The sequence below is a fragment of the Solibacillus isronensis genome, assembly GCF_900168685.1.
GTDB classification, from domain to species: domain Bacteria; phylum Bacillota; class Bacilli; order Bacillales_A; family Planococcaceae; genus Solibacillus; species Solibacillus isronensis_A.
The window spans coordinates 2,199,907-2,225,202 of record NZ_FVZN01000014.1 but is presented as its reverse complement, the minus strand read 5'-3'; the positions used below and the strand labels follow the sequence as shown (position 1 = coordinate 2,225,202).

The 25,296-nt window shown below is 38.1% G+C and carries 23 protein-coding genes; 19 read left to right on the top strand and 4 right to left on the bottom strand.

The features are described from left to right. Positions 1-263: 263 nt before the first annotated feature. From polA to B5473_RS19755, 9 genes are all read left to right on the top strand, one after another. The gene (polA, locus tag B5473_RS19795; protein WP_079528377.1) at positions 264-2,894 is read left to right on the top strand and encodes a DNA polymerase I; all 2,631 of its coding nucleotides are present in this window, start codon (positions 264-266) and stop codon (positions 2,892-2,894) included. A 12-nt stretch (positions 2,895-2,906) separates the two neighbouring features. Next, the gene (gene mutM, locus B5473_RS19790) at positions 2,907-3,779 is read left to right on the top strand and encodes a bifunctional DNA-formamidopyrimidine glycosylase/DNA-(apurinic or apyrimidinic site) lyase (RefSeq protein ID WP_079528375.1); all 873 of its coding nucleotides are present in this window, start codon (positions 2,907-2,909) and stop codon (positions 3,777-3,779) included. Between the two features lie 12 nt (positions 3,780-3,791). Then, positions 3,792-4,388 (top strand): dephospho-CoA kinase, encoded by a 597-nt coding sequence (gene coaE / locus B5473_RS19785; RefSeq protein WP_079528373.1) that lies wholly within the window; start codon positions 3,792-3,794, stop codon positions 4,386-4,388. Positions 4,389-4,571: 183 nt separating this feature from the next. Next, positions 4,572-5,591, top strand: a complete 1,020-nt coding sequence (locus tag B5473_RS19780; RefSeq protein ID WP_079528371.1) for a glyceraldehyde-3-phosphate dehydrogenase — start codon at positions 4,572-4,574, stop codon at positions 5,589-5,591. Between the two features lie 248 nt (positions 5,592-5,839). Further along, entirely contained in the window at positions 5,840-6,307 is a 468-nt protein-coding gene (nrdR, locus tag B5473_RS19775; RefSeq protein WP_079528369.1) for a transcriptional regulator NrdR, read from the top strand. A 22-nt stretch (positions 6,308-6,329) separates the two neighbouring features. Continuing rightward, positions 6,330-9,071, top strand: coding sequence for a DnaD domain protein (locus B5473_RS19770; RefSeq protein ID WP_254865377.1), 2,742 nt, complete (start codon positions 6,330-6,332; stop codon positions 9,069-9,071). Between the two features lie 5 nt (positions 9,072-9,076). Next, the gene (gene dnaI / locus B5473_RS19765) at positions 9,077-10,021 is read left to right on the top strand and encodes a primosomal protein DnaI (RefSeq protein ID WP_079528364.1); all 945 of its coding nucleotides are present in this window, start codon (positions 9,077-9,079) and stop codon (positions 10,019-10,021) included. 535 nt (positions 10,022-10,556) lie between these two features. Next, the gene (gene thrS / locus B5473_RS19760) at positions 10,557-12,488 is read left to right on the top strand and encodes a threonine--tRNA ligase (RefSeq protein WP_079528362.1); all 1,932 of its coding nucleotides are present in this window, start codon (positions 10,557-10,559) and stop codon (positions 12,486-12,488) included. A 129-nt stretch (positions 12,489-12,617) separates the two neighbouring features. Beyond that, positions 12,618-13,442, top strand: a complete 825-nt coding sequence (locus B5473_RS19755; protein ID WP_079528360.1) for a manganese catalase family protein — start codon at positions 12,618-12,620, stop codon at positions 13,440-13,442. 62 nt (positions 13,443-13,504) lie between these two features. Here B5473_RS19755 and B5473_RS19750 read toward each other — a convergent pair whose 3' ends face one another. After that, complete coding sequence (locus B5473_RS19750; RefSeq protein WP_079528358.1) at positions 13,505-14,341, bottom strand: manganese catalase family protein; 837 nt, start codon at positions 14,339-14,341, stop codon at positions 13,505-13,507. 457 nt (positions 14,342-14,798) lie between these two features. On the opposite strand from B5473_RS19750, the gene infC reads away from it, so the two are divergent. The 5 genes from infC (at position 14,799) to B5473_RS19725 (ending at position 17,087) form a co-directional block, all read left to right on the top strand. Then, positions 14,799-15,302, top strand: a complete 504-nt coding sequence (gene infC, locus B5473_RS19745) for a translation initiation factor IF-3 (RefSeq protein WP_139377776.1) — start codon at positions 14,799-14,801, stop codon at positions 15,300-15,302. 35 nt (positions 15,303-15,337) lie between these two features. After that, entirely contained in the window at positions 15,338-15,538 is a 201-nt protein-coding gene (gene rpmI, locus B5473_RS19740) for a 50S ribosomal protein L35 (protein WP_008407727.1), read from the top strand. A 76-nt stretch (positions 15,539-15,614) separates the two neighbouring features. Next, complete coding sequence (rplT, locus tag B5473_RS19735) at positions 15,615-15,974, top strand: 50S ribosomal protein L20 (protein ID WP_079528354.1); 360 nt, start codon at positions 15,615-15,617, stop codon at positions 15,972-15,974. A gap of 133 nt (positions 15,975-16,107) precedes the next feature. Further along, positions 16,108-16,368, top strand: coding sequence for a DUF1294 domain-containing protein (locus B5473_RS19730; protein WP_079528352.1), 261 nt, complete (start codon positions 16,108-16,110; stop codon positions 16,366-16,368). A gap of 128 nt (positions 16,369-16,496) precedes the next feature. Beyond that, positions 16,497-17,087, top strand: coding sequence for a peroxidase-related enzyme (locus tag B5473_RS19725; protein WP_079528350.1), 591 nt, complete (start codon positions 16,497-16,499; stop codon positions 17,085-17,087). 38 nt (positions 17,088-17,125) lie between these two features. Here the strand turns inward: B5473_RS19725 and B5473_RS19720 are convergent, their stop codons facing one another. From B5473_RS19720 to B5473_RS19710, 3 genes are all read right to left on the bottom strand, one after another. Then, positions 17,126-18,178 carry an ABC transporter permease gene (locus tag B5473_RS19720; protein ID WP_079528348.1) on the bottom strand — a complete coding sequence of 351 codons (1,053 nt, stop codon included), beginning with the start codon at positions 18,176-18,178 and terminating at the stop codon, positions 17,126-17,128. 2 nt (positions 18,179-18,180) lie between these two features. Continuing rightward, complete coding sequence (locus tag B5473_RS19715) at positions 18,181-18,858, bottom strand: ABC transporter ATP-binding protein (RefSeq protein ID WP_079528346.1); 678 nt, start codon at positions 18,856-18,858, stop codon at positions 18,181-18,183. A gap of 88 nt (positions 18,859-18,946) precedes the next feature. Beyond that, the gene (locus B5473_RS19710; RefSeq protein WP_079528344.1) at positions 18,947-19,327 is read right to left on the bottom strand and encodes a sigma-w pathway protein ysdB; all 381 of its coding nucleotides are present in this window, start codon (positions 19,325-19,327) and stop codon (positions 18,947-18,949) included. Positions 19,328-19,417: 90 nt separating this feature from the next. On the opposite strand from B5473_RS19710, the gene B5473_RS19705 reads away from it, so the two are divergent. From B5473_RS19705 to B5473_RS19685, 5 genes are all read left to right on the top strand, one after another. Beyond that, positions 19,418-19,900: a dUTP diphosphatase gene (locus tag B5473_RS19705; RefSeq protein ID WP_079528342.1), complete on the top strand. Its 483-nt coding sequence runs from the start codon at positions 19,418-19,420 to the stop codon at positions 19,898-19,900. Between the two features lie 84 nt (positions 19,901-19,984). After that, a complete protein-coding gene (locus tag B5473_RS19700) occupies positions 19,985-21,073 on the top strand; it encodes a M42 family metallopeptidase (protein WP_079528340.1) in 1,089 nt (362 codons plus the stop codon). 276 nt (positions 21,074-21,349) lie between these two features. Continuing rightward, entirely contained in the window at positions 21,350-22,957 is a 1,608-nt protein-coding gene (locus tag B5473_RS19695; RefSeq protein WP_079528338.1) for a spore germination protein, read from the top strand. Continuing rightward, the gene (locus B5473_RS19690; RefSeq protein WP_079528336.1) at positions 22,954-24,066 is read left to right on the top strand and encodes a GerAB/ArcD/ProY family transporter; all 1,113 of its coding nucleotides are present in this window, start codon (positions 22,954-22,956) and stop codon (positions 24,064-24,066) included. Before B5473_RS19695 ends, B5473_RS19690 begins: the two co-directional genes overlap by 4 nt. Beyond that, positions 24,063-25,193, top strand: coding sequence for a Ger(x)C family spore germination protein (locus B5473_RS19685; RefSeq protein WP_079528333.1), 1,131 nt, complete (start codon positions 24,063-24,065; stop codon positions 25,191-25,193). The genes B5473_RS19690 and B5473_RS19685 overlap by 4 nt, the downstream gene beginning before the upstream one ends. Positions 25,194-25,296 lie beyond the last annotated feature (103 nt).

Below are 25,296 nucleotides of genomic sequence, written 5' to 3'. Positions count from 1 at the left end.
AGAAGAATTTGCGTTAATGTTGGCAATTCAATGCAATAATCGCTAAAGTAGAAAGAGAACATACAATCGTAACGTAACCTCTTTCGGTACGTTTTGAACACATGCCGAATGTTGATGCTTCCGGTCGGAGCAACAGATTCGGTCATGAGTATTTAAAAGAAAATCAGGTCAAAAGCGTCGGATGACTGATTAGCGTCCTGTGAATTTGACTCGAATCCGGGCCTAATCACATCGAGGTGAAATTGAATAATGGAGGAACTTGCATGACAAAACAAAAATTGCTTTTATTAGATGGGAACTCATTAGCATACCGTGCCTTTTTTGCATTACCGCTGCTGACGAATGACAGTGGTATTCATACAAATGCAACTTACGGATTTACAACAATGCTGCAAAAGATTATCGGTGAGGAAAATCCTACACAAATGCTTGTTGCGTTTGATGCCGGAAAAACGACTTTTCGCCATGAATCATTTGGTGAATATAAAGGAGGCCGTCAAAAAACTCCGCCTGAGCTTTCCGAACAATTTCCTTATATTCGTAAGCTGATTGATGCATATAAGATTAAACGCTATGAGCTTGAAATGTACGAAGCGGATGACATTATCGGAACGTTGGCGAAACAGGCTTCTGGAAAAGGAATCGAAGTTATCGTTGTTTCAGGAGATAAGGATTTAACGCAGCTCGCAACAGAGGACGTTACAGTATATATTACCCGTAAAGGGATTACCGATATTGAAAAATATACACCGGCCCATATTGAAGAAAAGTATGGACTGACACCAGAGCAAATTATCGATATGAAAGGGCTTATGGGCGATCAATCGGATAATATTCCGGGAGTTCCGGGTGTTGGTGAAAAAACAGCGATTAAATTATTGAAGGAACACGGTACGATTGAAAAACTATATGAAGCGATGGATTCATTGAAAGCATCGAAAATGAAAGAAAAGCTGGTAGATAATGAAGAAATGGCACATTTGTCAAAAAAACTAGCGACAATTCATACAGATGCTCCGCTTACAATTACACTTGATGAATTAGCTTATTCAGGTCCGGATGAGGAAGCGCTTCTTAATGTATGGCAGGAGCTTGGGTTTAAATCTTTAATCGAAAAGAGCGATTTTGAAGCAGTAGAGACAGAACAAGCGGAATTAGTATTTGAAAATGTACAGCATATTACAGCTGACATGCTCAAAGAGACGATGGCTATTCACCTGGAGCTGGAAAATGAACATTACCATAGCTGTAATGCCCTCGGATTAGCATTGTCTGATGGGGAACGTACTGTTTATACAGCGATTGATAATGTTGTTGAAAATGCAGAGTTAAAAGCATGGCTGCAAGATGAAACAAAGAAAAAATATGTTGCCGACAGTAAAGCGACACAAGCAATGCTCCATCGTTTAGGGATTGAGCTAAAAGGTGTGGAGTTCGATTTATTGTTAGCTTCGTATATTGTAAAACCGTCGATTTCAGGTGATGATGTTGCAACACTTGCAAAAGAATTTGGTTATCAGGATGTACAATCCAATGAAGCGGTTTACGGAAAAGGAGCAAAATGGATTGTTCCCGGTGCAGACCATGTAGCAGAACATGTAAGCCGAAAAGCTGTAGCGGTTTGGAAGCTGCAGCCAGTTTTAGAGCAAACACTGAAAGAAAATGAGCAGTTTGAGTTATATAAAGAGCTGGAACTGCCGCTTGCACATATTTTAGGGAAGATGGAGAGCGAAGGGATAACAGTCAATATCGATACATTGCGTCAAATGGGCGATGAACTGAAGACAAAGCTCGAAGTAATGGAAGCGACAATATATGAACTGGCAGGCGAGAAATTCAATATTAATTCACCGAAACAGCTTGGTGTCATTTTATTTGATAAACTTGGATTACCTGTCATTAAAAAGACGAAAACTGGATATTCAACAGCAGCCGATGTGCTGGAAAAGCTGCAATCCGAGCATGAAATTGTGAAGCATATTCTGGAATACCGAACACTCGCAAAACTGAAGTCAACTTATATTGAAGGGTTGATTAAAGAGGTACATGAAGCGGATTCGAAAGTGCATACTCGTTTCCAGCAGGCATTAACATCAACGGGACGTTTAAGCTCAACAAACCCGAATTTACAAAACATCCCGATTCGTTTGGAAGAAGGGCGCAAAATTCGAAAAGCATTTGTTCCATCGAAAAAAGACTGGATTCTATTTGCAGCAGACTATTCTCAAATCGAGCTGCGCGTATTGGCACATATGTGCGGTGATGATGCACTTGTGGAGGCGTTCCAGCAAGGAATGGACATCCATACACGTACGGCAATGGATGTGTTTAATCTTGAAAATCCGGATGATGTGACGAGCTTAATGCGTCGCACTGCAAAAGCTGTTAACTTTGGTATTGTGTACGGGATTAGTGATTATGGCTTATCGCAAAGCCTTGATATTACGCGTAAGGAAGCGGGAATTTTTATCGAAAACTACTTGCAGAGCTTCCCGGGTGTAAAAAATTATATGGATACAAGTATTGAAGAGGCCAAGAAAGCAGGCTTCGTTACAACGATTTTAAATCGCCGCCGTTACTTGCCGGACATCACAAGCTCGAACTTCAATTTAAGAAGTTTTGCGGAGCGTACTGCGATGAACACACCAATCCAGGGAAGTGCCGCGGACATTATTAAAAAAGCAATGATTGACATGAATGCACGCCTTGAACAAGAAGGCTTACAGACGAAGCTATTATTACAAGTACACGATGAGCTTATTTTTGAAGCACCAAGAGAAGAAGTTGAAATTTTAGAACGTATCGTACCTGAAGTTATGGAAAATGCAATTAAGTTAAGCGTGCCGTTAAAGGTTGAGTTTTCATATGGTCCTACATGGTACGATGCGAAATAAGGAGTACCATTTATGCCAGAATTACCAGAAGTAGAAGGGGTCGTACGTGATTTACGGCCAATCGTAGAAGGGAAAACGATTGAAACTGTCTCTTTATCGGATGTCGTTTACACATCGCATGAAGCAGGTAAACAGGCGATTGTAAAAAACGCAAAGCCTTCTCAATTTGAACTGTTAGTACGCGATATGACAATCGATAAATTGGAGCGCAGGTCAAAATATATATTCTTTCATCTTAAGAAAAATGATGAACGTTTTATGTTAGTGAATCATTTAGGGATGAGTGGAGCATGGTTTGTTGTGAATGATGTGCTGGAGATTACGGAAGAAAAATTCCGGAAGCATATTCATGCGATATTCACATTGGCGAGCGGAGAATTGCTTGTCTATGCTGATATCCGCCGTTTTGGTGAATTGCGCTTTATTAAAGAAATTGCCGATCATCCGCCATTGTTAAAAATGGCACCGGAGCCTTTTGATGAAATCGCCTGTGATTTTTTCCTCATGCAAAGTGAAAAACCGAAATTCGCTAAAAAACCAATTAAAGAAGTCATCATGGATGGGCAGGTGATTTCCGGTTGCGGCAATATTTATGCAACCGAAGCATTGTTCAAAATGCTTATTCATCCGGGGAAAGTAACGAATGAGTTAAGTCGTGAGCAAAAGACGCAGCTCTTTCACGTAATATGTGATGTATTGCAGGAGAGCATTGATTCCGGCGGGTCGACAATTTCAGACTACCGAAGTATTAATGGCGGTGCCGGAACTATGCAGCATCGACTGAAAATGTATGGAAAAAAGCAATGTGTTGTATGTGAAACAAATACAGAGTCGCTCGTAATCGCGGGCAGAACATCAACATATTGTCCGCAATGTCAAAAGTAAAGGGGAATTGCTGTGATTATTGGTTTAACGGGTAGCATTGCCAGCGGAAAGAGCACAGTTGCAAAAATGATTGAGTCATACGGATTGCCGATCGTTGATGCAGATGTAGTAGCGCGACAAGTAGTCGAGCCTGGCACACCGACATTAAATAAAATTGCAGAAGCATTTGGACCGGAAGTCATTGCACATGATGGTTCAATGGATCGGGCAAAAGTAGGAAGTATTATATTTCATAATGAGGAAATGCGGAAAACTTTAAATGGCATCATACATCCGGCTATTCGTGAAGAAATGCTGCGTCAGCGCGATGAATTTATTTCGTTTGGCGAAAAAAATATTTTCATGGATATTCCGCTGCTATTCGAAAGCAAGCTGGAACATTTCGTTGAAAAAATTATTGTAGTTTCTGTAAAAAAAGAAGTGCAGCTGCAGCGCTTAATGGAACGAAACGGCTTTTCGGAAGAAGAAGCAAACGCTCGTATGGCGACACAGATTCCGGTTAAAGAAAAAGAACAGTTAGCTGATGCGGTTATTCATAATAACGGCACGCTGGAAGATACAGCAATTCAGCTTCAAAATATTTTGTATGAGTGGAACGTACTGAAGTAAAATAATACCTCAACTAATTTTATTAAAAGTTGGTTGAGGTTTTTATTTTGAGGGTATGTATTATCTGAAAATAACAAATTTATTTTAGTGGATTAAATATGTTCAACTTTTTATAATATGTGTTATACTAATCAACGAATAAATAAAACGAATGAATCGTACTTTTAGGAGGATTTAAATAATATGACAGTTTCTATTGCAATTAATGGTTTTGGCCGCATTGGTCGTATGGTGTTCCGACAAGCAATGATGCGCGGTGACGTGAATATCGTAGCAGTGAACGCAAGCTATCCATCTGAAACGTTAGCACATTTAATTAAGTATGACACAAATCATGGTGTTTTCCCGGGAACTGTTGAAGCAGTCGAAGGTGCTTTAATTGTAAATGGCAAACGTGTTGAATTAGTTAGTGAACGTGATCCATTAAAATTACCATGGGCTCAAATGGGCGTAGATATCGTAATTGAAGCCACTGGTAAATTCAATGACCGTGAAAAAGCAGCAAAACATATTGAAGCTGGCGCGAAAAAAGTTATTTTAACTGCTCCTGGTAAAAACGAAGATATTACAGTTGTTTTAGGTGTAAATGACGACAAATTGGATTTATCAAAGCATGATGTCATTTCGAATGCATCTTGTACAACAAACTGCTTAGCTCCTGTAGCAAAAGTATTAAACGATGAGTTCGGTATTGTAAACGGTTTAATGACAACAGTTCACGCTTATACAAACGATCAAAACAACATCGATAATCCACACAAAGATTTACGTCGTGCACGTAACTGTGGATCATCTATTATCCCGACTTCAACTGGTGCAGCAAAAGCATTACGTCTTGTTTTACCGGAATTGGATGGAAAAATCCACGGTATGGCATTACGTGTACCAACACCAAACGTTTCTTTAGTTGATTTAGTTGTAGATGTAGAAAAAGACGTAACAGTAGAAGAAGTAAATGCAGCATTTAAAGCGGCAGCTGAAGGCAAAATGAACGGTATTTTAAACTTCTCTATGGAGCCATTAGTATCTTCTGACTACAATACAACAACATACTCATCTACTGTAGACGGTCTAACTACGATTGTATTAGCTGACCGTAAAGTAAAAGTCATCGCTTGGTATGATAATGAGTGGGGTTACTCTGCTCGCGTAGTAGACTTAACTAAGAAAATTGCAAATGAATTAGCAGCAGTAAGTGCATAATTTATAGCTTCAATAAGTGTGATTGAACACTTAAAAGAGGCATAAACACGCGCCTTAATGACACAAAAAGAACCTTTTGCAGAAAGTAAATCATTTTTGCAAAAGGCTTTTTCTATTGTGTGAAGCAATAATGCACTATATAATTGAATGACTTTCCATTGGAAAATTTCAACGCGCGTGAAGCACTATTTCAAGCGCGTTGTTTTTGTTATAATAGAATTAAACTAACTTTTAGGAGAAATTATTATATGAGATGTCCAGCTTGTCAATACAACGGGACACGCGTTGTAGACTCAAGACCTGTTGATGATAATAAAGAAATTCGCAGACGTCGTGAATGTGAATCATGTGCCTTTCGCTTTACGACTTTTGAAAAAATTGAAGAAACCCCGTTAATCGTTGTGAAAAAAGATGGTTCACGCGAGGAGTTCAGCCGTGAAAAAGTATTGCGTGGTCTAATACGCGCATGTGAAAAACGGCCGGTTGCTTTAGAACAATTAGAAGAGATTGTATTATCGATCGAAAAAGAATTGCGCCGTTTAGGCAATGCGGAAGTACGCTCGGAAGATGTCGGGGAGATGGTAATGGACCGACTCGCGAAAATTGATGAAGTAGCCTATGTACGCTTCGCATCTGTTTACCGCCAATTTAAAGATATTACTGTATTTATCGAGGAACTGAAAGAAATCATGACCCGTCAATCAAATGACAAATAAGTGTTAGGAGGGATAAATGGTAATGATGAATCAGCTAAATCCATATGACCATTGTGAAATTCATTGCCCTCAAACTATCACTAGTGAGCATCAGCTTGCATTGCAATTATGCTATCAGCCGATTATCGGTGTTGAAGCTACAGCACTATATTTAAAGTTATGGGTTGAAACACAACAACACGAAAAAGCAACTTGTTTTCATAGCAACCTGCTCGATTCATTAAGTTTTAAACCGAAGCAATTACTGGAAGCAAGAATAGTATTAGAAGCAATTGGTTTAGTGAAGTCCTTTGAGAAGATGATGGATTCATATAAATCGATGAAATATATTTTATATCCGCCATTGACTGGCCATGACTTCTTTGATGATTCAATTCTTTCTGTAGCGCTTTTACGAAAAATCGGTCGCGAACAATATGAATCATTACGTAATAAATTAGCAAAACATGATATTTCATTACAAGGATACAAAGATGTCACATGCAGCTTTAATGATGCATTTGTTGCAATAACAGAAACTGAACTAAAGCAAGTAATGCAGGAAAATACAGGTTCGGTAAACGAACGTTCGAAAATGTCGTACCCGTTTGAGTATGACTTATTTGATTTTAAAAGCTTCATGATGGGCATGAGCCAAAACTTAATCCCAAGTAAGTTATTTACACTGGATATTAAGATTGCCATTGCTAAATTAGCGTTTATGTATAATTTCTCTGTGACGGATATGCAAAGAATAGTGTTACTCGCATGGGATACAGATGAAGGTCTTACGAAAAAAGAGCTTGAAAAACGCTGTGAAGAATACTACCAGCTGAACGTAGGTGTCGCAAAGCCGAAACTGATTAAAAAACAGGACATTTTCCGTTCGGTAGAAGTCATCAATACCGCCCCTGCAAAAACACAGCAAAATATTAATGATAAAGAAGGTTTAATCGAGTATTTAGAAAAAACCTCACCGATTGAAGTTTTCCAAAAATTTAATGGTTATTTGCCTCCGGAATCCGTAGTAATGGAATTTAATAATTTCATTAGAAAAGGGGTTTCTTACGGCACATTGAATGTTTTGATACATTATATTTCAATGAATGACGAGTTAAATTATAATAAAAACTTTATGAAGGTAGTCATGAATAACTGGCTGAAAAAAGGTGCGAAAACAGCCGAAAATACAATGGAAATTGCAAAGGTTGAACATAGTTACCGTGATCGTAAATCGAAAAACTTATCGCAAATTACGGTTACAAATAACGATTTGAATATAGTTGAAGAAAATAATAACTCGAAAACCGATTCTCCTGATTCAGCGCTCGTTGATTTTAAAAATTCTACACCTTATCAGTATTTGCTGATTTTGACTCATGGTGAAGAACCATTTTCAGGGCATGTGAAAATAGCAGAATCGCTTTACAGTTCTTATGATATCCCGATAGAAGTGGCAAATGTGATCATTCGTCATGTATGGGACTCGACAAAAGGCAACTTGCCGGAATCGTTTGTAGAAGCATTGGCATCTGAAATCCGGTACAATCAAATTAAAACAGCCGAGCAAGCATTGGACTATATTGAAAAGCGAAATGAACGCAATCTTATTAAAGTGACAGAAGATTATTTAACGGTAGATGACCAGTCGATTCACTATGATAAAACGGTGCCTTATTATTTCCTGAAATCACTGTATAAAGGGAAAAAACCGGTGAAATTTATTGTCGATTTAGCCGAGGAACTCGTATTGCAGCAAGGCCTTTCAGTAGGTGCAGTCAATGTGCTGATGGAATATGCCTATAATGAGAGCAATGGGAAACTAACGAAAAACTTTGTGCAGTCTATCGCCGGCAACTGGATGTTAAACCCTCCAGCAAACGCTTTAGAAGCTCTTCGTATTGTAGAAGAAAGCGATGGAACGCAATTGAAGGCTTCTAAAATTACGATGGATACACCGCTTGCATTTAAAGTTACCGTTAAGGATATGTCAAAATGGATTCCGGCTTTCGATGAAACATTGCCATATGATTTCATGAAAAATTTACTTAACGGTAAAGAACCGGTTGAAATGTTAGTGAAGCAAGTGGATGACCTCGTATTAAAACATGGCATTAAAGTCGGTGTTGTCAACGCAATTCTTGAATTTATATTAACGAATAAAACGAGCCGTTTTGGACGTAATCAAATTCAGACACTTGCACTGAATATGCAATTGAAAAACATCTTATTGGCTAAAGATGCACTTGCTTACATTGAATCGAATTATAAAGAAAATAAAGTAGACGTAAAAATTACCGAGCAGGATTTACCGAAATATTATCCTCCAGGTTATGTGTTTACACCAGAATTGGCCCGCTATGAAAAAGCGACGCCTTATGTATTTACAAAAGAGTTAAACGATGGTCATGAGCCGTTTGCTTATGTTGTCGCAACAGCAGAAAAATTGATCCTGCATTACAAGATGGTCCCGGCTGTCGTCAATTACATGCTAGAGTATGTAATGGAAAAAACAGAAGGTGCATTGCCTGAAAAATATATTAACAGTGTCGCAAATACATGGCGAAACAATAAAATTCAGACGATTAATCAAGCGAAGATATATACTGAAATGCAAGATAAGAAAAACAAACAGCGCGGGGCAAGAAAAGTTGGTGTTGTTCCGGATTGGTTTAAAGAAAAAGATCAGGAACCTGTACAACAGGCAAATTCCAACAATACTCAAAACAATATTGATTTTGAAGAGCAGCGCAAAAAGTTATTAGAGCAATTAAATAGTGATTAAAGCAGGTGAGTACTATCGAACCAATAAAAGATTCGCTCAATAAAATTAATATCCCATCATTTGAGCAAAAATATAATGAATTAAAAAACCGGGTCCTTTCACATCCAAGTGTAAAACAGTTTATGACTGACCATAATATGACGGAAAACTCGGCTGTTATCCAATATGGAATGACAACTCTTTTCGAATTTGTAGAGCAAAAGCACTCATGCTGTGGGGCCGGTTCTACATCACAATGTCAAAATTTCTATAAAGGCCATGTTCCGCAATTAATGCTTTCGAATGGTCAAATTAATATTATTTACCGCAAGTGCGAACAAATGATTAAAGAAGATGACCAGCGTGAATTAGCTTCAATGATGAAAACGATGTATATGCCAAAGGATGTCCTGAAGGCAGACTTTAATGAAATGGATATGAATGATAACTCCCGCATGGCTGCGACACAGTTTATGGTTGAATTCAGAAAACAATACCGTGAAACGAAAGAGCTTCCTGCAAAAGGGCTGTATTTATACGGCACATTTGGTGTTGGAAAAACCTATATTTTAGGCGCCATCGCAAATGCATTATCAAAAGAACGTATTCAAACTTTATTAGTATATATGCCGGAATTCATCCGTGAATTAAAGTCGGCGGTAACAGAAGGTTCGATTGAACAGAAAATCGACTTTGTAAAAAAAGTACCGGTACTAATGCTCGATGATGTAGGTTCAGAGCCGATTTCTACTTGGACAAGAGATGAAATTATCGGGTCGATCCTGCATTACCGTATGGCGGAAAAATTGCCGACATTTATCTCTTCGAACTTCAATTACAAACAGTTGGAAGAACAATGGTCCGTAACTGAACATGGGGCAATTGATGAAATGAAATCTGGCCGTATTTTACAGCGAGTACAAGCATTAACGACACCGCTTGAAATTACCGGAACAAACCGCAGAAGATAAAATATTAAAAGTTTTATTTTTCAATATTGCATTTCTGCAAAATCGAGCGTATACTTTGTACGTAAATAAACAATAAATGCATTGAAAAGGACAACAAGTTTAACGAACTGGCTTTTAGAGAGGGAAGACACGGCTGCAAGCTTCCTAGCACAAGCGTTATACTTTACTACCTTGGAGCAGTGGCGGGGCCAATCCGCCATCGTTTCTCAGTACGTTAACTGACCGAGAGCTTCTGATTCGTTTTAACGAAGAAGGAAGAAGGGTGGCACCACGAGCATACAGCATCGTCCCTTTATTGGGATGGTGCTTTTTATTTTGCCTAAAAGTGCTGAACAAATTTTATAAAAGAGTAGTGAAATGATATTTGCAGGGAAAACTAGTTGATTGGAGTGGAGGTTCGACTCCAGCGGGAAAAGCACGAGTGAGAGACTACAGGCTCGAGCCGTGCCCACGGAAAGCGTAACCGAAACGGAAATCAACGGCATTTAAAGACGGCATTTTATCACTTTCAAATATTTAAAAGGAGGACAACAACATGTCAGAAATGATCAAATTAACATTCCCGGATGGCGCAATAAAGGAATTCGCCAAGGGAACATCTACATTGGACGTTGCAGGCTCAATCAGCCCAGGTCTAAAAAAATCAACTTTAGCAGGTAAAATTAACGGCACATTAATCGATGCAAAAACTGGAATCGAGCAAGATGGTGCAATCGAAATCATTACAAATAAATCAGACGAAGCATTAGAAATCCTTCGTCACTCTACTGCCCACTTAACAGCACAGGCAGTAAAACGTCTTTACCCGGACGCAAAATTAGGTATCGGTCCAGTTATCGATTCAGGCTTCTACTATGACATCGATTCACCAACACCGATTACTGCAGAAGATTTACCAGCTATCGAAAAAGAAATGAAAAAAATCATTTCTGAAAACATCGAAATCGAGCGCAAAAACGTTTCTCGTGATGAAGCACAAAAAATTTACGAGGAAGTTGGCGACGAATATAAATTAGAACTACTAGAAGCAATTCCAGCAGATGACCAAGTATCAATTTACTACCAAGGCGATTTCTTTGACCTTTGCCGTGGTGTACACGTACCATCTACAGGTAAATTAAAAGAGTTCAAACTATTATCATTAGCTGGTGCTTACTGGCGCGGTAACTCAGACAACAAAATGCTGCAACGTATTTACGGTACTGCATTCTTCACAAAAGACGAGTTGAAACACCATCTTCAAATGCTTGAAGAAGCAAAAGAACGCGATCACCGTAAAATCGGTAAAGAATTGGATTTATTCATGACTAGCCAAACAGTTGGTCAAGGTTTACCGCTTTGGTTACCAAATGGTGCAACAATCCGCCGTACTATTGAACGTTACATCGTAGACAAAGAGTTATCTTTAGGCTACAAACACGTATATACACCAGTGCTTGGCTCGAAAAAATTATACGAAACATCAGGACACTGGGAGCACTATCAAGACGGCATGTTCCCTCCAATGGAAATGGACAATGAAACACTTGTTTTACGTCCAATGAACTGTCCTCACCATATGATGGTATTCAAAAATGGTCTGCACTCTTACCGTCACTTACCAATCCGTATCGCGGAGCTTGGCACAATGCACCGTTATGAAATGAGTGGTGCGGTATCTGGTCTGCAACGTGTACGCGGAATGACTCTAAATGACGCGCACATTTTCGTACGTCCGGACCAAATTAAAGCAGAATTCAAAAAAGTAGTTGAACTGATTTTAGAAGTATATAAAGACTTTGATTTGAAAGACTTCTCATTCCGTCTTTCTTACCGCGATCCAAACAACACAGAGAAATACTTTGATGACGATCAAATGTGGGAAACTGCACAGGCAATGTTAAAAGAAGCAATGGATGAGCTTGGATATGACTACTTCATCGCTGAAGACGAAGCAGCATTCTATGGTCCGAAACTAGACGTTCAAGTAAAAACAGCAATTGGTAAAGAGGAAACTTTATCGACTGCACAACTTGACTTCTTATTGCCACAACGCTTTGATCTTTCTTACATTGGAGAAGATGGTCAGCCACAACGCCCAGTTGTTATCCACCGTGGTGTTGTATCGACAATGGAACGTTTCGTAGCATTCTTAATCGAAGAATACAAAGGGGCATTCCCAACATGGTTGGCACCGGTTCAAGCAACAATTATTCCTGTTTCGAATGCAGTGCACTATGATTACGCACGCGAAGTACAAGAAAAATTAGCAGCAGCTGGTATCCGTGTGGAAATGGATGACCGTGAAGAAAAATTAGGTTACAAAATCCGTGAAGCACAAATGCAAAAAATTCCGTACATGCTTGTACTTGGAGATAAAGAAGTAGCAGAAAATGCGGTGAATATCCGACGTTACGGTTCAAAGGATTCAGAAACAATCAGCTTTGAACAGTTCCTTGCAGATATTACAGCAGAAGTGAAGAAATAATAAAAAGAAGGCGGCCCTCATTTTGTAGGCCGCCTTTTTAGTTTTTAAATTGCAAGCTACGAATTTTATATTTTTAAAAGCACTTTTTAGGTAAATGCATATAGTAGGAAATATAAAAGGAGTGAATAAATGTTTTATCATATAAAGGAACTGCAGTATGAAGCCAAGCCGTGTAAACCGGATCCGGTTATGGCCCGTAAAATGCAAGAAATTCTCGGAGGGCAATTTGGGGAAATGTCTGTAGCACTTCAATATTTATTCCAGGGCTGGAATACGAGAGGCAATGAAAAATACCGTGACTTACTGATGGATACGGGCACGGAAGAGCTTGCTCATATAGAAATGATTTCAACAATGATCGCGAGATTGCTGGATGGGGTAGAACCGATAATATTAGATGAGGCTGCAAAGGACCCGCTGATAGCAGCAATTTTAGGGGGCAGTAACCCGCAACATATAATCGTAAGTGGTCTAGGGGCTGCACCGAAGGATTCCAATGGCGTGCCCTGGAATGCCGGCTATATTGCAGCAAGCGGCAACTTACTGGCGGATTTCCGTGCGAATCTGAATGCCGAATCACAAGGGCGTCTGCAGGTAGCACGCCTGTATTATGAAACGGATGATCCAGGGGTACGTGATATGTTTTCGTGGTTGCTTGCTAGAGATACAATGCATCAAAATCAGTGGGTTGCAGCGATTAAAGAATTAGAAGCTCAGGAAAATATTGTTGTGCCAAGCACTTTCCCTAAAGAGCTGGAAAAACGGGAAGTAGCCTATACATTGTTTAACTTCTCCCGTGGAAATGAAAGCGCGCACGGGCGCTGGGCACACGGACCGAGTATGGATGGGGAGGGTGTCTTTAATTATGTGGAACACCCGCAACCTTTTGCGCCGGCTCCTGTTTTACGGCCAGCACCGCCAGTTATATTCGACACACCGCCCAATATGATGTAAAAGAAAAAACTGTCCTCGACCTGATGGTAATACAACAAGTCGAGGGCAGTTTTTATAGTAGATTATAATTTTTTATCTACATCGATATCATGGTGTAAAGTTGTTGGTGGTACTGCTGGGTTCGGTACTTGTCCCATTGGTGCCGGGTTATCCAAGAATACAAATTCCCCAGTTCCGTCTGGTGCTGTGCCTTGTGCCCACGGACCATTTTTAGAGGCTGTACCTTCTGATAAGCTCCATAACTCATAGGCATGCGGCTGAGCTTCCAACTCGTCTTCCGGTGCGAATGAAGCAGGAACGACGAAGCCTTTCTTTTCTTCAAGCTCTTTAATAGCTGCCATCCATTGATATTGGTGATAACGGTCGCGTGCCAGCATTTTTCTGAATACAGTACGTACACCTTCATCTTTTGTCATATGGTATAAACGCGCAACTTGTAAACGGCCTTGTGATTCTGCATTTAAGTTTGCGCGGAAGTCTGCTAGCAGGTTACCACTCGCTGCAATATAACCGGCATTCCATGGTACACCATTAGAGTCTTTTGGAGTAGCCCCTAAACCACTAACAATTAAATGTTGCGGATTAATGCCGCCCATAATTGAATTCATCATCGGATCTTGCGCAATTTTTTGCTGGTCATCCGGTGATGCACCATCAAGTAATTGACTAATTAAAGAACATAGCATTTCGACGTGACCGATTTCCTCGGTACCGATATCCATTAATAAGTCTTTATATTTTTCTTCGCCACGGCAGTTCCAACCTTGGAACAGATATTGCATCATGACACTCATTTCACCGAACTGACCGCCAAGAACTTCCTGAATTTGTTTCGCTAATAATGGATCTGGTCTTTCAACTTTTACCTCAAATTGTAATTCTTTCTGATGTCTGAACATATTAAAAATTCCTCCTATCGATAAAATGTGGGTCCCTAATTAGATACCACGAATTTTTCAAGTAAAACCTGGAAATGATAATTAATTTCATTTATTTTAAAAATAAAGAGAAATAATAAAATTAATCATATAAAAATGCTTGACGTTATTTTGGGCTCGTGTTAAGATTATTTAGGTTATGAATACAAAAGTTTGAAAGTAGAGGCTGCCCGCTTCTCACCTGACAAGTGCTTTTATATAAGTTACGTGCAGGTATTAGAAACGTTGAATTGTTTTACGCATGAATGCGTATGCACATATAGCGGGCGGACATCTCAAATGTCCGTCCTTTTTGTTTGTAAAGACAAGAAGAACATATGGACATCACGCAGAGGTGTACCGTTCGACAGGGTTATACTTTACACCAACTCATGTATTCGCGACAAACACTTGGAGGTGGATTAATATTAGCAAAGACATGTATGTAAACGAAGGCATCCGCGCGCGCGAACTTCGTCTAATTGACCACAATGGTGATCAGCTTGGTCTAAAAACGCGTACAGAAGCGTTGGAAATTGCCGCTCGTGCTAACTTGGATCTTGTCCTTGTGGCCCCTCAAGCCAAGCCACCAGTCGCTCGTATCATGGACTATGGTAAATTTAAGTTTGAACAGCAAAAGAAAGACCGTGAAATTCGTAAAAACTCTAAAGTAATCGTAATGAAAGAGGTTCGTTTGAGCCCAACAATCGATGAACATGATTTTCAAACGAAATTACGTAATGCGATTAAGTTCCTTGAAAAAGGAGATAAAGTTAAAGCTTCAATTCGCTTTAAAGGTCGTGCAATCACACACAAAGAAATTGGTCAGCGTGTGCTAGATCGCTTTGCTGAAGCTTGTGCTGAAGTATCTACGGTTGAACAAAAACCGAAGATGGAAGGCCGAAGCATGTTCTTAGTTCTTCAACCGAAGACAGAGAAATAATACGTATGTAGAAACAAGTTTAGGAGGAAATCGACATGCCAAAAATGAAAACTCACCGTGGAGCTGCGAAACGTTTCAAAAAAACAGGTACTGGTAAATTAAAATTTGACCGTGCTTATGGCTCTCACTTATTCGCTAACAAATCAACTAAAGCAAAACGTCACTTACGTAAAGCGAAAGTTGCAACTTCAGGCGATTTCAAGCGTATCCGTACATTATTAACTTACATGAAATAATCTTGACCGTTTAAAAGATTATTAAAAACAAAAAATACAATCAAACATTCGAAAGAATTAGCAGGAGGTAATTACTATGCCACGCGTAAAAGGCGGAACAGTAACACGCGCTCGTCGCAAAAAAGTTTTAAAATTAGCAAAAGGTTACTTTGGTTCAAAACACACGTTATACAAAGTAGCTAACCAAGCAGTAATGAAATCAGGTCAATATGCATACCGTGACCGTCGTCAAAAGAAACGTGATTTCCGTAAATTATGGATCACTCGTATCAATGCAGCTGCTCGCATGAACGGTTTATCATACTCTCGTTTAATGCACGGCTTAAAAGTAGCAGGTATCGAAGTTAACCGTAAAATGTTAGCTGACTTAGCTGTAACTGATGCAACAGCATTCGCTCAATTAGCTGAAGAAGCTAAAAAAGCAGTTGCTAAATAATTTTTGACCTTGTCAAAAACTATTTTTGCACCGAAAGCGTAAGCGACAAGTGCAAAATATTTAGTTGTAGATATAATAAAGACTGATAGGGATTTGCTCCTTATCAGTCTTTTTTTGACTAGGGGGAATTTTGATGGAATTAGCAGCACTTTCATATGTTGCAGTTGTTTCACTCGTATTATGTATATATATGTACATAGATAAAGAACGTGCCAAAAAGAAGGAATGGCGTATTTCTGAACGGACATTATTAACATTGGGCGTTCTAGGAGGGGCACTTGGCGGTGTTTTAGGAATGTACTTATTCCGTCATAAAACAAAGCACAACAAGTTTGCATTTGGCTTTCCTTTACTTGGAGCAATTCATGTTTTCTTACTCGTACAGTTATTTTAATATCATTTTGAAGCATAGACTAAATTTGTCTATGCTTTTTTTATACAGGTAAGCAGATTATTCCTTTGTTAGATTAATAGTTGTAATTTATAATAAATTCAGTAAATTCAAAAGCGGGGAGTTATGAAATGAGCAAATACGAAGAGCAGTTGTCTTATTTACAGAAGCCAATTGAAGAGGAAATACCGGAAGATGTACAGCAACTTTTCGATCAGCATGTTGAAAAGCAGCTGGAGCAGAATGGATTTGTAAATAATTTATTTAAAATTCTTCCATTGAATGCGCTGCAGTATAAAGGGTTTTTGGAATTCAAATATTCCTTGTTCAACGAAGAAACAACGTATTTGTCGTTAGCAGACAAGGAAATGATCGGGCTCGTTGTCTCTTCGACGAATAATTGCAATTATTGTCTTACTTCACATAGTGATGTCCTTCGCGGGATAACAAAAAATCCTGGCTGGGTGGACCAATTAACATATAATTACCGCTCTGCAAAACTTACGGAAAAGCAGCGTGCTTTATGTGATTATGCTTACCGGGTAACGAGGTATCCAAATGAAATAACGACTAAAGAAGTCGATTTACTACGTGAGGCTGGCTTTAATGATCATGAAATATTGGAAGCCGCATATGTTGCCGGATTCTTCAATTATACAAACCGCTGGGTAAGTACGATTGGGGCGGTCGCAAATCCTGGCCATTACGGACATAATCGTTAAAACGGATGCTGCAGTAAAATGCAGCATCCGTTTCTATGTTAAATAATAAAAAATAGGAGCATCATAACAATGCCAATCGGAGTAAAAAAGCGGTATTTGATACGTTTCTTTGCCTGAAACCACTCATTTTCCTGAACGGGCATTAATTGAAAAAAAGGCGCTTGTTTAATTTCATTGAGTATAGAGCTAAGGGCAACGTTTAAACCGACAAAAGAAAATATGAGGACAACTGCTTTTGCCCATATAGGGAGCACGAAGAGAAGACCAATGCTAATGACAATGAGTTGAACAGGCGATTTTAAGTAATTCAGTTTTCTCAAGATTGTTTTGTAAATTAAATTATCGATCCTATGTGTACTTAATACTTTCTTTTTCGCAAGTAAAATAAGCGGCTGCTTCGTCTTGGCCGGCATATAATAACGCATTTCCAGGCTAAATTGGTAAATGCGCTTCATCCAACTGTAAAAGGCTTCATATTCCCAACGTGTTTCGATTGTCCAGTAACGATTGCTTAGTACAATATTTAGTAAAAGTAGATGAACAGCAAGAAGCAGTATGGAAAATCCCCATAATGGTAAAATGCTGAGGCAAAAAATAATAAGTGCATGAATTAAGAATAGTAATGGCCATTTTGTAAACCACTTTTGACATATATACTGTATACATATATGAAGTGCGCTTATTATATTTAAAGCGAAAAGGACTTCCCATAATGGCAATATGATAAAGGGCGAAGCGAGCAATAATAGAATTACAAGTACACAATTATAAAGTAAGAATGAATAACTATAACCCCATAATTTAATATGATGAATTTTCCTTCCCTGTTGTTTATAAAATAACAGATCAGCATCATATATAAAGAGGCGTAAAGATGGTTTAACTAAGAAGAAGCTTAATCCAAATAACAGAAGGAGTAAGGGAATTGGCTGAAGTTCAAATACTTGAAAATTACCAGCAATATCGCGATATAGGAAAAAGCCGATAATGATACTCGGCACTAAAAGGTATAGGAGAACGGTCCAATCTGTAATTGATTTAATTAGTTTAAAATTGAATTGATATGAGCGATAAAGACGTTTAGTAAACATTGTTATAACCTGCCTTGCAATTCATAAAAGATATCCAGTAAAGAAATAGGTTGTCCGATCAATTGTTGAAGCTCATGCAAGGTACCCTTAGCTTGAATATTTCCTTCATGAAGGAGAATGTAATGGTCACAAAGCATTTCAGCCATCTCTAATTGGTGTGTGCAAAGTAAAAAGGTTGCACCTTGCTGTTTTCGTTCATCAATTAAAACGAGCAGTTCCCGCATAGCTCGAGGATCTAGACCCATGAATGGTTCATCCAATATGTAGAGTGGTCGTTCGATTAAAAAAGCCAACACAAGCATCACTTTTTGTTGCATCCCTTTAGAAAAATATATCGGCAAATCATCCAGTCGCTGGTCAATTTGAAAAAGTGTAAGTAACTGCTTTGCTTTATCCCAAAGTGTTTTGTCGTTATATTCATCAATTAAAAATTGAAGATGCTCGCGCAGTGTGAAATGCTCATATAATAATGGACGTTCTGGAACATAACCGTAGGAGGGTATAGTGATTGTCCCTTCAAAATAGGGAATAACACCGAGCATTGATTGAATTGTAGTACTTTTTCCTGCGCCGTTTCCACCGATTAAACCAATGATTGTACCAGGTTGCATCGAAAATTCAATTTGTTCGACGCTTGATTTATTTGGTATGTAACCTGCTTTTTTAATATATACTTCCATAATATTTCACCTCATCCATTTATACGGGAATAGGAGAAAAAAGTTTCAAAAAAGCGAACCTCACAATCATGAGGTTCGCTATCTCCAGTTAATCTTTCATCAGTTGTTCAATCGGATTTTTCCAATTAATCGAGGCGTTTGGATAATTCATGAGAATCTCATTTTCCAAATACAAAAAATCTTCTTTCGTAAACCCTTGAAGTTTCATCGCATCATGGACAAAGACGAAAATACTTACGACTTCAAATGTATTGTCAGTCGTACCTAAATACTTTTCTCCTTCAAATAATGCTCCCTTATACGAAATGAAAAAGTTTTTCCGAATGTTTTTCACATCATCATAAAAATAATATTGTCCATTTTCATAGGCCTCATCCAATTTACGCTTTGGGTCGATTAAGTAGCGTACCCCTCTATAAAATATGTAAATGATGAGAAGGATGATGGCAAGTCGTAACAATATAGCCATGAAACTTCCTCCTTGCTTACGTTGATTCCCTCCTATACGATTGAGTAGTATAAAAAGTTTCATTTTATTTTGAAAAAGAGGGATGTTTTAATGCAATTTCGTCAATTATTTGAAAAGCAGCGGCAACTTGACCGATTTATTGAAGAAAACCAACATGTACAAAAGGATGTGTTTGACGAAAAAGGCCTCGCATTGTTAGTCGAGCTAAGTGAACTTGCTAACGAAACACGCTGTTTCAAGTTTTGGTCAACGAAGGGGCCATCGGAAAGAGCTGTCCTTTTAGAAGAATTTGTAGATTCGGTTCACTTTATGCTTTCACTTGGAAATATGCGCGGCTTTCTTTTGGAGGAGTGGCCCTATTTAAAAGAAAAGCAAAAGTTAACTGAAACATTTCTTAATACGACACAGACGATTCTGACGTTTTTGCAGCACCAAACAGAAGAAAATTACAGGGCAATGTGGGAACAGTACAGCTTAATTGCCTATAACTTAAACTTTACAATCGATGACGTTTTGCAGGCGTATGAATTAAAGAATGAAAAAAATTATGAGCGACAACGAAATGGTTATTAATTTACCTAAAGTCGAGAAACTATTTCACATTTCGAAATATTGTCGCTATAATAAAGAAGAGTAATTATTAGGGGGAAAACCGATATGACAAAGCTCGATGCTACATTACAAATGTTCAAAGATTTAACAGATGCAAACGGCATTCCAGGAAATGAACGTGCACCACGTGAAGTGATGAAAAAGTACATCGCACCATATGCAGATGAAGTAGAAACAGATAACTTAGGCAGTTTAATCGCAAAAAAAGTAGGCGATGAAAATGGTCCGAAAATTATGGTTGCGGGTCACTTAGATGAAGTTGGTTTCATGGTTACACGCATCGACGATAAAGGGTTCGTCTTCTTCCAAACAGTAGGCGGCTGGTGGAGCCAAGTAATGCTAGCCCAACGTGTGACAATTACAACACGTAAAGGGGAAGAAATTATTGGTGTGATCGGATCAAAACCACCACATATTTTACCGGCTGATGTTCGAAACAAAGTAGTGGATATTAAATCAATGTTCGTTGATATCGGTGCCACTTCCAAAGAAGAAGCAATGGAGTGGGGCGTACGTCCTGGCGATATGATTACACCATATTTCGAATTCAATGTAATGAAAAATGAAAAACATCTATTAGCGAAAGCATGGGACAACCGAATTGGCTGTGCGATTGCGATTGATGTACTGAAAGCATTAAAAGACGAAAAGCATCCAAACATTGTGTATGGTGTCGGGAATGTGCAAGAAGAGATCGGGCTTCGCGGTGCGAAAACGTCATCATTTAAAGTACAACCGGATATCGGTTTTTCTGTAGATGTAGGTGTTGCTGGTGATACACCAGGCGTGACACCGAAAGAGTCAACTTCGAAAATGGGCGCAGGTCCACAAATTGTCGTATATGATGCATCAATGGTATCTCATACAGGCTTACGTGAATTTGTCCTTGATGTAGCTGATGAAGCGGGCATTCCATACCAGTTCGAAGCTATGGCTGGCGGCGGTACGGATGCAGGAAGTATCCATATTACAGCAAACGGTGTACCATCATTGGCAATCGGTGTTGCAACTCGTTATATTCACTCCCATGCGGGTATTTTACATCGTGATGACTATGATAATGCGGTGAGATTAATCGTAGAAGTGATTAAACGATTAGACCGTGATACAGTAAATAAAATTACATTTGAATAATCTATAAAAACTGCAGATAGAATAATTTGAAAAATTAGCAGCTTAATATTATAATACGCAAAAATATCCATTTCCTTATAAAGAAATGGATATTTTATTTTAAAATTCCCCTTTAACCACCAACCTCTTATTTCCCTGTATATCTCCAACCTGACCTATTTTATTGATAAAATAAGTACTTTTTGAATATTTGACTATAATCTGGCGATAATAAATTCATTAATCAGTAAAACATAGAGTGCAAAAAGTATAATTTTAGATAAGTGGGGGAAGCTTATGTTTTTTGAAAAAAAGAATAAGAAGGCAACGTTCAAAAAACAAACAGGAGATTTAACAAGGCCTTCAAAAGATAATCTGGGTGAAAAAAACCAATCTACTTCATCAAATTCCGAAGTAACTACCCAAACGGATGATTGGCAACCCATTTCCGATTCAACTGATGTTTTTATAAAAAAAGTAAAAGAGCAAATTCATTCACCGGCTGATTTAGTAATTCGATATGTAACAGATTCAATTACTATTTTGTATATCGATAACTTAATAAAAGAAGATATATTGAACGGAAAAATATTACCTGTCTTGCAGAACATACAAGAAGGAACACCGAGTAGTATCCATAGTCAGTTACCTTTGCCACAAGTTAACGTGGAAAAAAATTTAAATCAGAGTATCGATACTTTGTTAACGGGCGCTGTTATGATTCATGTGGCGGGACATGCACTGGTCACTATGGTCATTATTCCAGCAAGAGAATCACGAGGATTGTCCGCACCTGAAAATGAATCGCAAGTTATCGGTGCACAAGTTGGTTTTAATGAAAGTCTCTCCACAAATATCTCGCTTATTCGGCGATATATTTTAAGCAAGAATCTTAGTAACGAAAAACTGAAGGTTGGAAATCAGACAAATACAGCGATTTCCATAATTTATATAGCTGGAGTTGCAACAGAACAAAATGTTAATACTGTCCGACAAAGAATACAGGCTCTTGATATTGAAGATTTGATCGATAGTGCGGAACTCGCAGAATTAATCGATGACAGCTCCATGTCTATATTCCCGCAAATGTTATTAACGGAGCGCCCCGATCGATTTTGCGACGGTATATTGGGTGGGAAAATAGGTATTCTTGTTGATGGCAGTTCAATGGGGATACTTTGTCCTTACTCATTTATTGAGTTTTTTCAAAGTAGAGAAGATAAAAACTTGCGGTGGCCAATTGCAACCTTTGTGAGATGGCTAAGATTTGCAGCAATATTTATCTCCATTTTTTTTACCCCATTGTATGTAGCATCATTAACTTTCCATTATGAAGTGATTCCACAGCCGCTGTTAGTGCCCCTTAGTGAATCAAGAGCTAAAGTACCGTTTCCTCCAATACTAGAGGCGCTTTTTCTGGAATTGATTATGGAACTCCTTCGTGAGGCTGGGGCAAGATTACCGACAAAAATAGGCCAAACGATTGGAATTGTCGGAGGGATCGTCCTTGGTACAGCAGCAGTGGAGGCAGGGATTACGAGTAATATTCTGATTATTATTGTCGCTCTTTGTGCTCTTTCTTCCTTTATTACACCGAGTTATATGATGGGAAATGTCATTAGATTGCTTCGGTTTCCAATCATCATTTTAGCTGGGTTTTGGGGTTACTATGGTATAATGCTTGCCTTTTGTATTCTGGTAATTCATCTATTACGACAAACAAGCCTAGGTGCTCCTTATATGGCGCCATTTTACCCGCCTAGACTTAAAGATTTGGGCGATAGCCTCATTCGTCTGCCATACCCGTTTATTATCCGGAAATCGTCAAATGCGCGAGTGGAAAATCCGGATTATTCAAAGATGCGTGTAAATCTTAAGGGTGATAAGAAGAAGGTGAAAAAGTGAAGAACAAGCTGCAAATTGATTCTACTCAAACATTCAATGCCCCTCTTCTCTTTTTCATCATCTGTTCTGCTCAAATAGGTGTAGGAGTTCATGGATTTCAAAGTATTATCTATAAAGATGCGAAACAAGATGCCTGGATTTCCATCATTATTAGTTTTATTGCAGCACATTTTATTGTCTTTATAATTTTTAAAACGTTGGAATTGTACGAAGCAAATGATATTTACGGAGTGAATTTGGATTTATTCGGTAAATACTTAGGGAATTTTATTAATTTGACCTATATTGTTTATTGCGGTTTGGCGTATTTCGCCATTATTAAAAATTATACAGATGTTATTAATACATGGGTATTTCCAGGCTTAAGTTCTTGGTTTATTACCATTACACTGCTTATAACTGTAAGTTATGCATTCACGGGCGGCTTACGAGTAATAATTGGAGTTTGTTTTTTTAGCTTTTTTTTAAGTCTCTGGATTTTAATTGTACTGTTATTTCCTATTGAATATTCGAATGTTAATTACCTGTTGCCTGTACTAGATAATGATTTTATAAGTCTACTCAAAGGAGCGTATTCGATGACGCTTACAATTGTAGGTTTTGAAATTATTAATGCAATGTATCCTTACGTCAAGGAAAAGAATAAAGCTCAAAAGTTTGTCCACTTTGGCTTGCTGTTTACATTGGCTATTTATTTGTTTGTTATGTTGGTTACATTAACTTTTTTTAGTGGAGAACAGCTTGAGAAAACGATTTGGGCAACATTATCATTATTCAGCATTGTCCGTTTGCCATTTCTTGAACGGATTGAACTGATAACGGTCTGTTACTGGATGATGATAATATTGCCGAACCTTTGTTTATTTGCATGGTCTGCTTATCGGGGTGTTAGCCGAATAATTAATATAACGGATAAGAAATTTGTTGTTATTTTCTCCCTTTTTATATTTATAGCATCATTGATTGTGGAGACACGGGTTGAGATTAATACATTCAACAACTATTTTGGGTACTTTGCATTTTATATCGTATTTGCTTACCCTGTCTTATTATATTTCATTGCTCTCCTAAAGAAAAAAGTCTTAAAACGGCAAGCGAGAAGGGAATGAATGAGCTGACTACGTTTAAAAAACTGATTTTGCTGTTTACCTGTATTATCTTTTTGGTAGGTTGTGCAGAACAGAAAATTCTAGAAAGAATCAGTTTAACGACATTGGTAGGCTTTGATTTAGGTGACAAGGATAAGTTGGCCGCCACTGCTGTTATCCGACAAATTAATCCGGATTTAGAAAGTAAAATTGAATTGCAATCTGCAACTGCATTAACAAGTAGAGGGGCACGTGCAAAAATTGATTTAAAAACATCGAAGAGTATTGGCTCAGGGCAATTACGGGTTGTGTTATTCGGTGAAGAGCTGGCGAAAGCGGGATTAAATGAGAACATTCATATTTTAAAAATGAATTCCGAAATCAGCAACGCAACATATATGGCTACTGTAGAAGGAAGTTTGGACAATATATTAGAGTATAAGTATGAAAATATAACAGATCTTGGCCAGCATATTTATCAATTAATCAAATATAATGTAGACAAGCGCTATATTATTTCATCGACCCTCCATGAAGTTAACAGAGATAAACTAACGTTTTTGGGCAGTTATTCCATGCCGATATTAAAAAGAGAAGAGGAAAGTATCCAAATTTCGGGTATTGCTTTTTTTAACAAAGGGAAAATAGTCGGCAAACTCCCGGCAGAGGAAGCAATTTATATATTGATGGTTAAAGGGAAGACGAATAGTGGAACGCTTGAATTGGAAATACCTATTACAACATTGGAGAAATCTCCCTCAGATTTTTCGGGAAAAATACCAATAGCCATCGACTCCATAGATTCAAAGCGGAAGATTAAATTAGTAGATCCAGAAGTGCCTGAATTCAATTTAACGATTGACATTAAATGCCGATTATTGGAAGTAGATTCAGATGTAAGCACTGATGGTTCTAATATCTTTCATAAACTTGAGAAAGAAATCAACAAGAAAATTGAAAGTGAAATTAATCAAATTATAGACTATAGCCATGAAATCGAAACCGATATATTCCAGTTTGGCGAATATTATAAAGCTCAAAATCGACATGCGGATATCGATAAAGAGAAATGGAATGAAATGTATTCGGAAATGAAAGTGAACGTTACAGTAAATACGACAATTGTCCGTGACGGTGTGTTCCAATAGTTCTTTATAATTGAATACTGTATTTAGAATAAAAGAGGATGAAAGAAATAAAGTTCATTCTCTTTTTATATTTATAAAACTATATTACTGTACGCTCTCCAAT

Coding starts and splice junctions, on each gene's coding strand:
- B5473_RS19725 (WP_079528350.1), top strand. CDS start 16,497: ATGAGCAAATACGAAGAGCAGTTGTCTTATTTACAGAAGCCAATTGAA.
- B5473_RS19705 (WP_079528342.1), top strand. CDS start 19,418: ATGCAATTTCGTCAATTATTTGAAAAGCAGCGGCAACTTGACCGATTT.
- B5473_RS19685 (WP_079528333.1), top strand. CDS start 24,063: ATGAATGAGCTGACTACGTTTAAAAAACTGATTTTGCTGTTTACCTGT.
- B5473_RS19755 (WP_079528360.1), top strand. CDS start 12,618: ATGTTTTATCATATAAAGGAACTGCAGTATGAAGCCAAGCCGTGTAAA.
- B5473_RS19730 (WP_079528352.1), top strand. CDS start 16,108: ATGGAATTAGCAGCACTTTCATATGTTGCAGTTGTTTCACTCGTATTA.
- polA (WP_079528377.1), top strand. CDS start 264: ATGACAAAACAAAAATTGCTTTTATTAGATGGGAACTCATTAGCATAC.
- thrS (WP_079528362.1), top strand. CDS start 10,557: ATGTCAGAAATGATCAAATTAACATTCCCGGATGGCGCAATAAAGGAA.
- B5473_RS19750 (WP_079528358.1), bottom strand. CDS start 14,341: ATGTTCAGACATCAGAAAGAATTACAATTTGAGGTAAAAGTTGAAAGA.
- B5473_RS19710 (WP_079528344.1), bottom strand. CDS start 19,327: ATGGCTATATTGTTACGACTTGCCATCATCCTTCTCATCATTTACATA.
- rpmI (WP_008407727.1), top strand. CDS start 15,338: ATGCCAAAAATGAAAACTCACCGTGGAGCTGCGAAACGTTTCAAAAAA.
- B5473_RS19700 (WP_079528340.1), top strand. CDS start 19,985: ATGACAAAGCTCGATGCTACATTACAAATGTTCAAAGATTTAACAGAT.
- B5473_RS19780 (WP_079528371.1), top strand. CDS start 4,572: ATGACAGTTTCTATTGCAATTAATGGTTTTGGCCGCATTGGTCGTATG.
- infC (WP_139377776.1), top strand. CDS start 14,799: ATGTATGTAAACGAAGGCATCCGCGCGCGCGAACTTCGTCTAATTGAC.
- B5473_RS19720 (WP_079528348.1), bottom strand. CDS start 18,178: ATGTTTACTAAACGTCTTTATCGCTCATATCAATTCAATTTTAAACTA.
- rplT (WP_079528354.1), top strand. CDS start 15,615: ATGCCACGCGTAAAAGGCGGAACAGTAACACGCGCTCGTCGCAAAAAA.
- mutM (WP_079528375.1), top strand. CDS start 2,907: ATGCCAGAATTACCAGAAGTAGAAGGGGTCGTACGTGATTTACGGCCA.
- B5473_RS19770 (WP_254865377.1), top strand. CDS start 6,330: ATGATGAATCAGCTAAATCCATATGACCATTGTGAAATTCATTGCCCT.
- nrdR (WP_079528369.1), top strand. CDS start 5,840: ATGAGATGTCCAGCTTGTCAATACAACGGGACACGCGTTGTAGACTCA.
- B5473_RS19715 (WP_079528346.1), bottom strand. CDS start 18,858: ATGGAAGTATATATTAAAAAAGCAGGTTACATACCAAATAAATCAAGC.
- B5473_RS19695 (WP_079528338.1), top strand. CDS start 21,350: ATGTTTTTTGAAAAAAAGAATAAGAAGGCAACGTTCAAAAAACAAACA.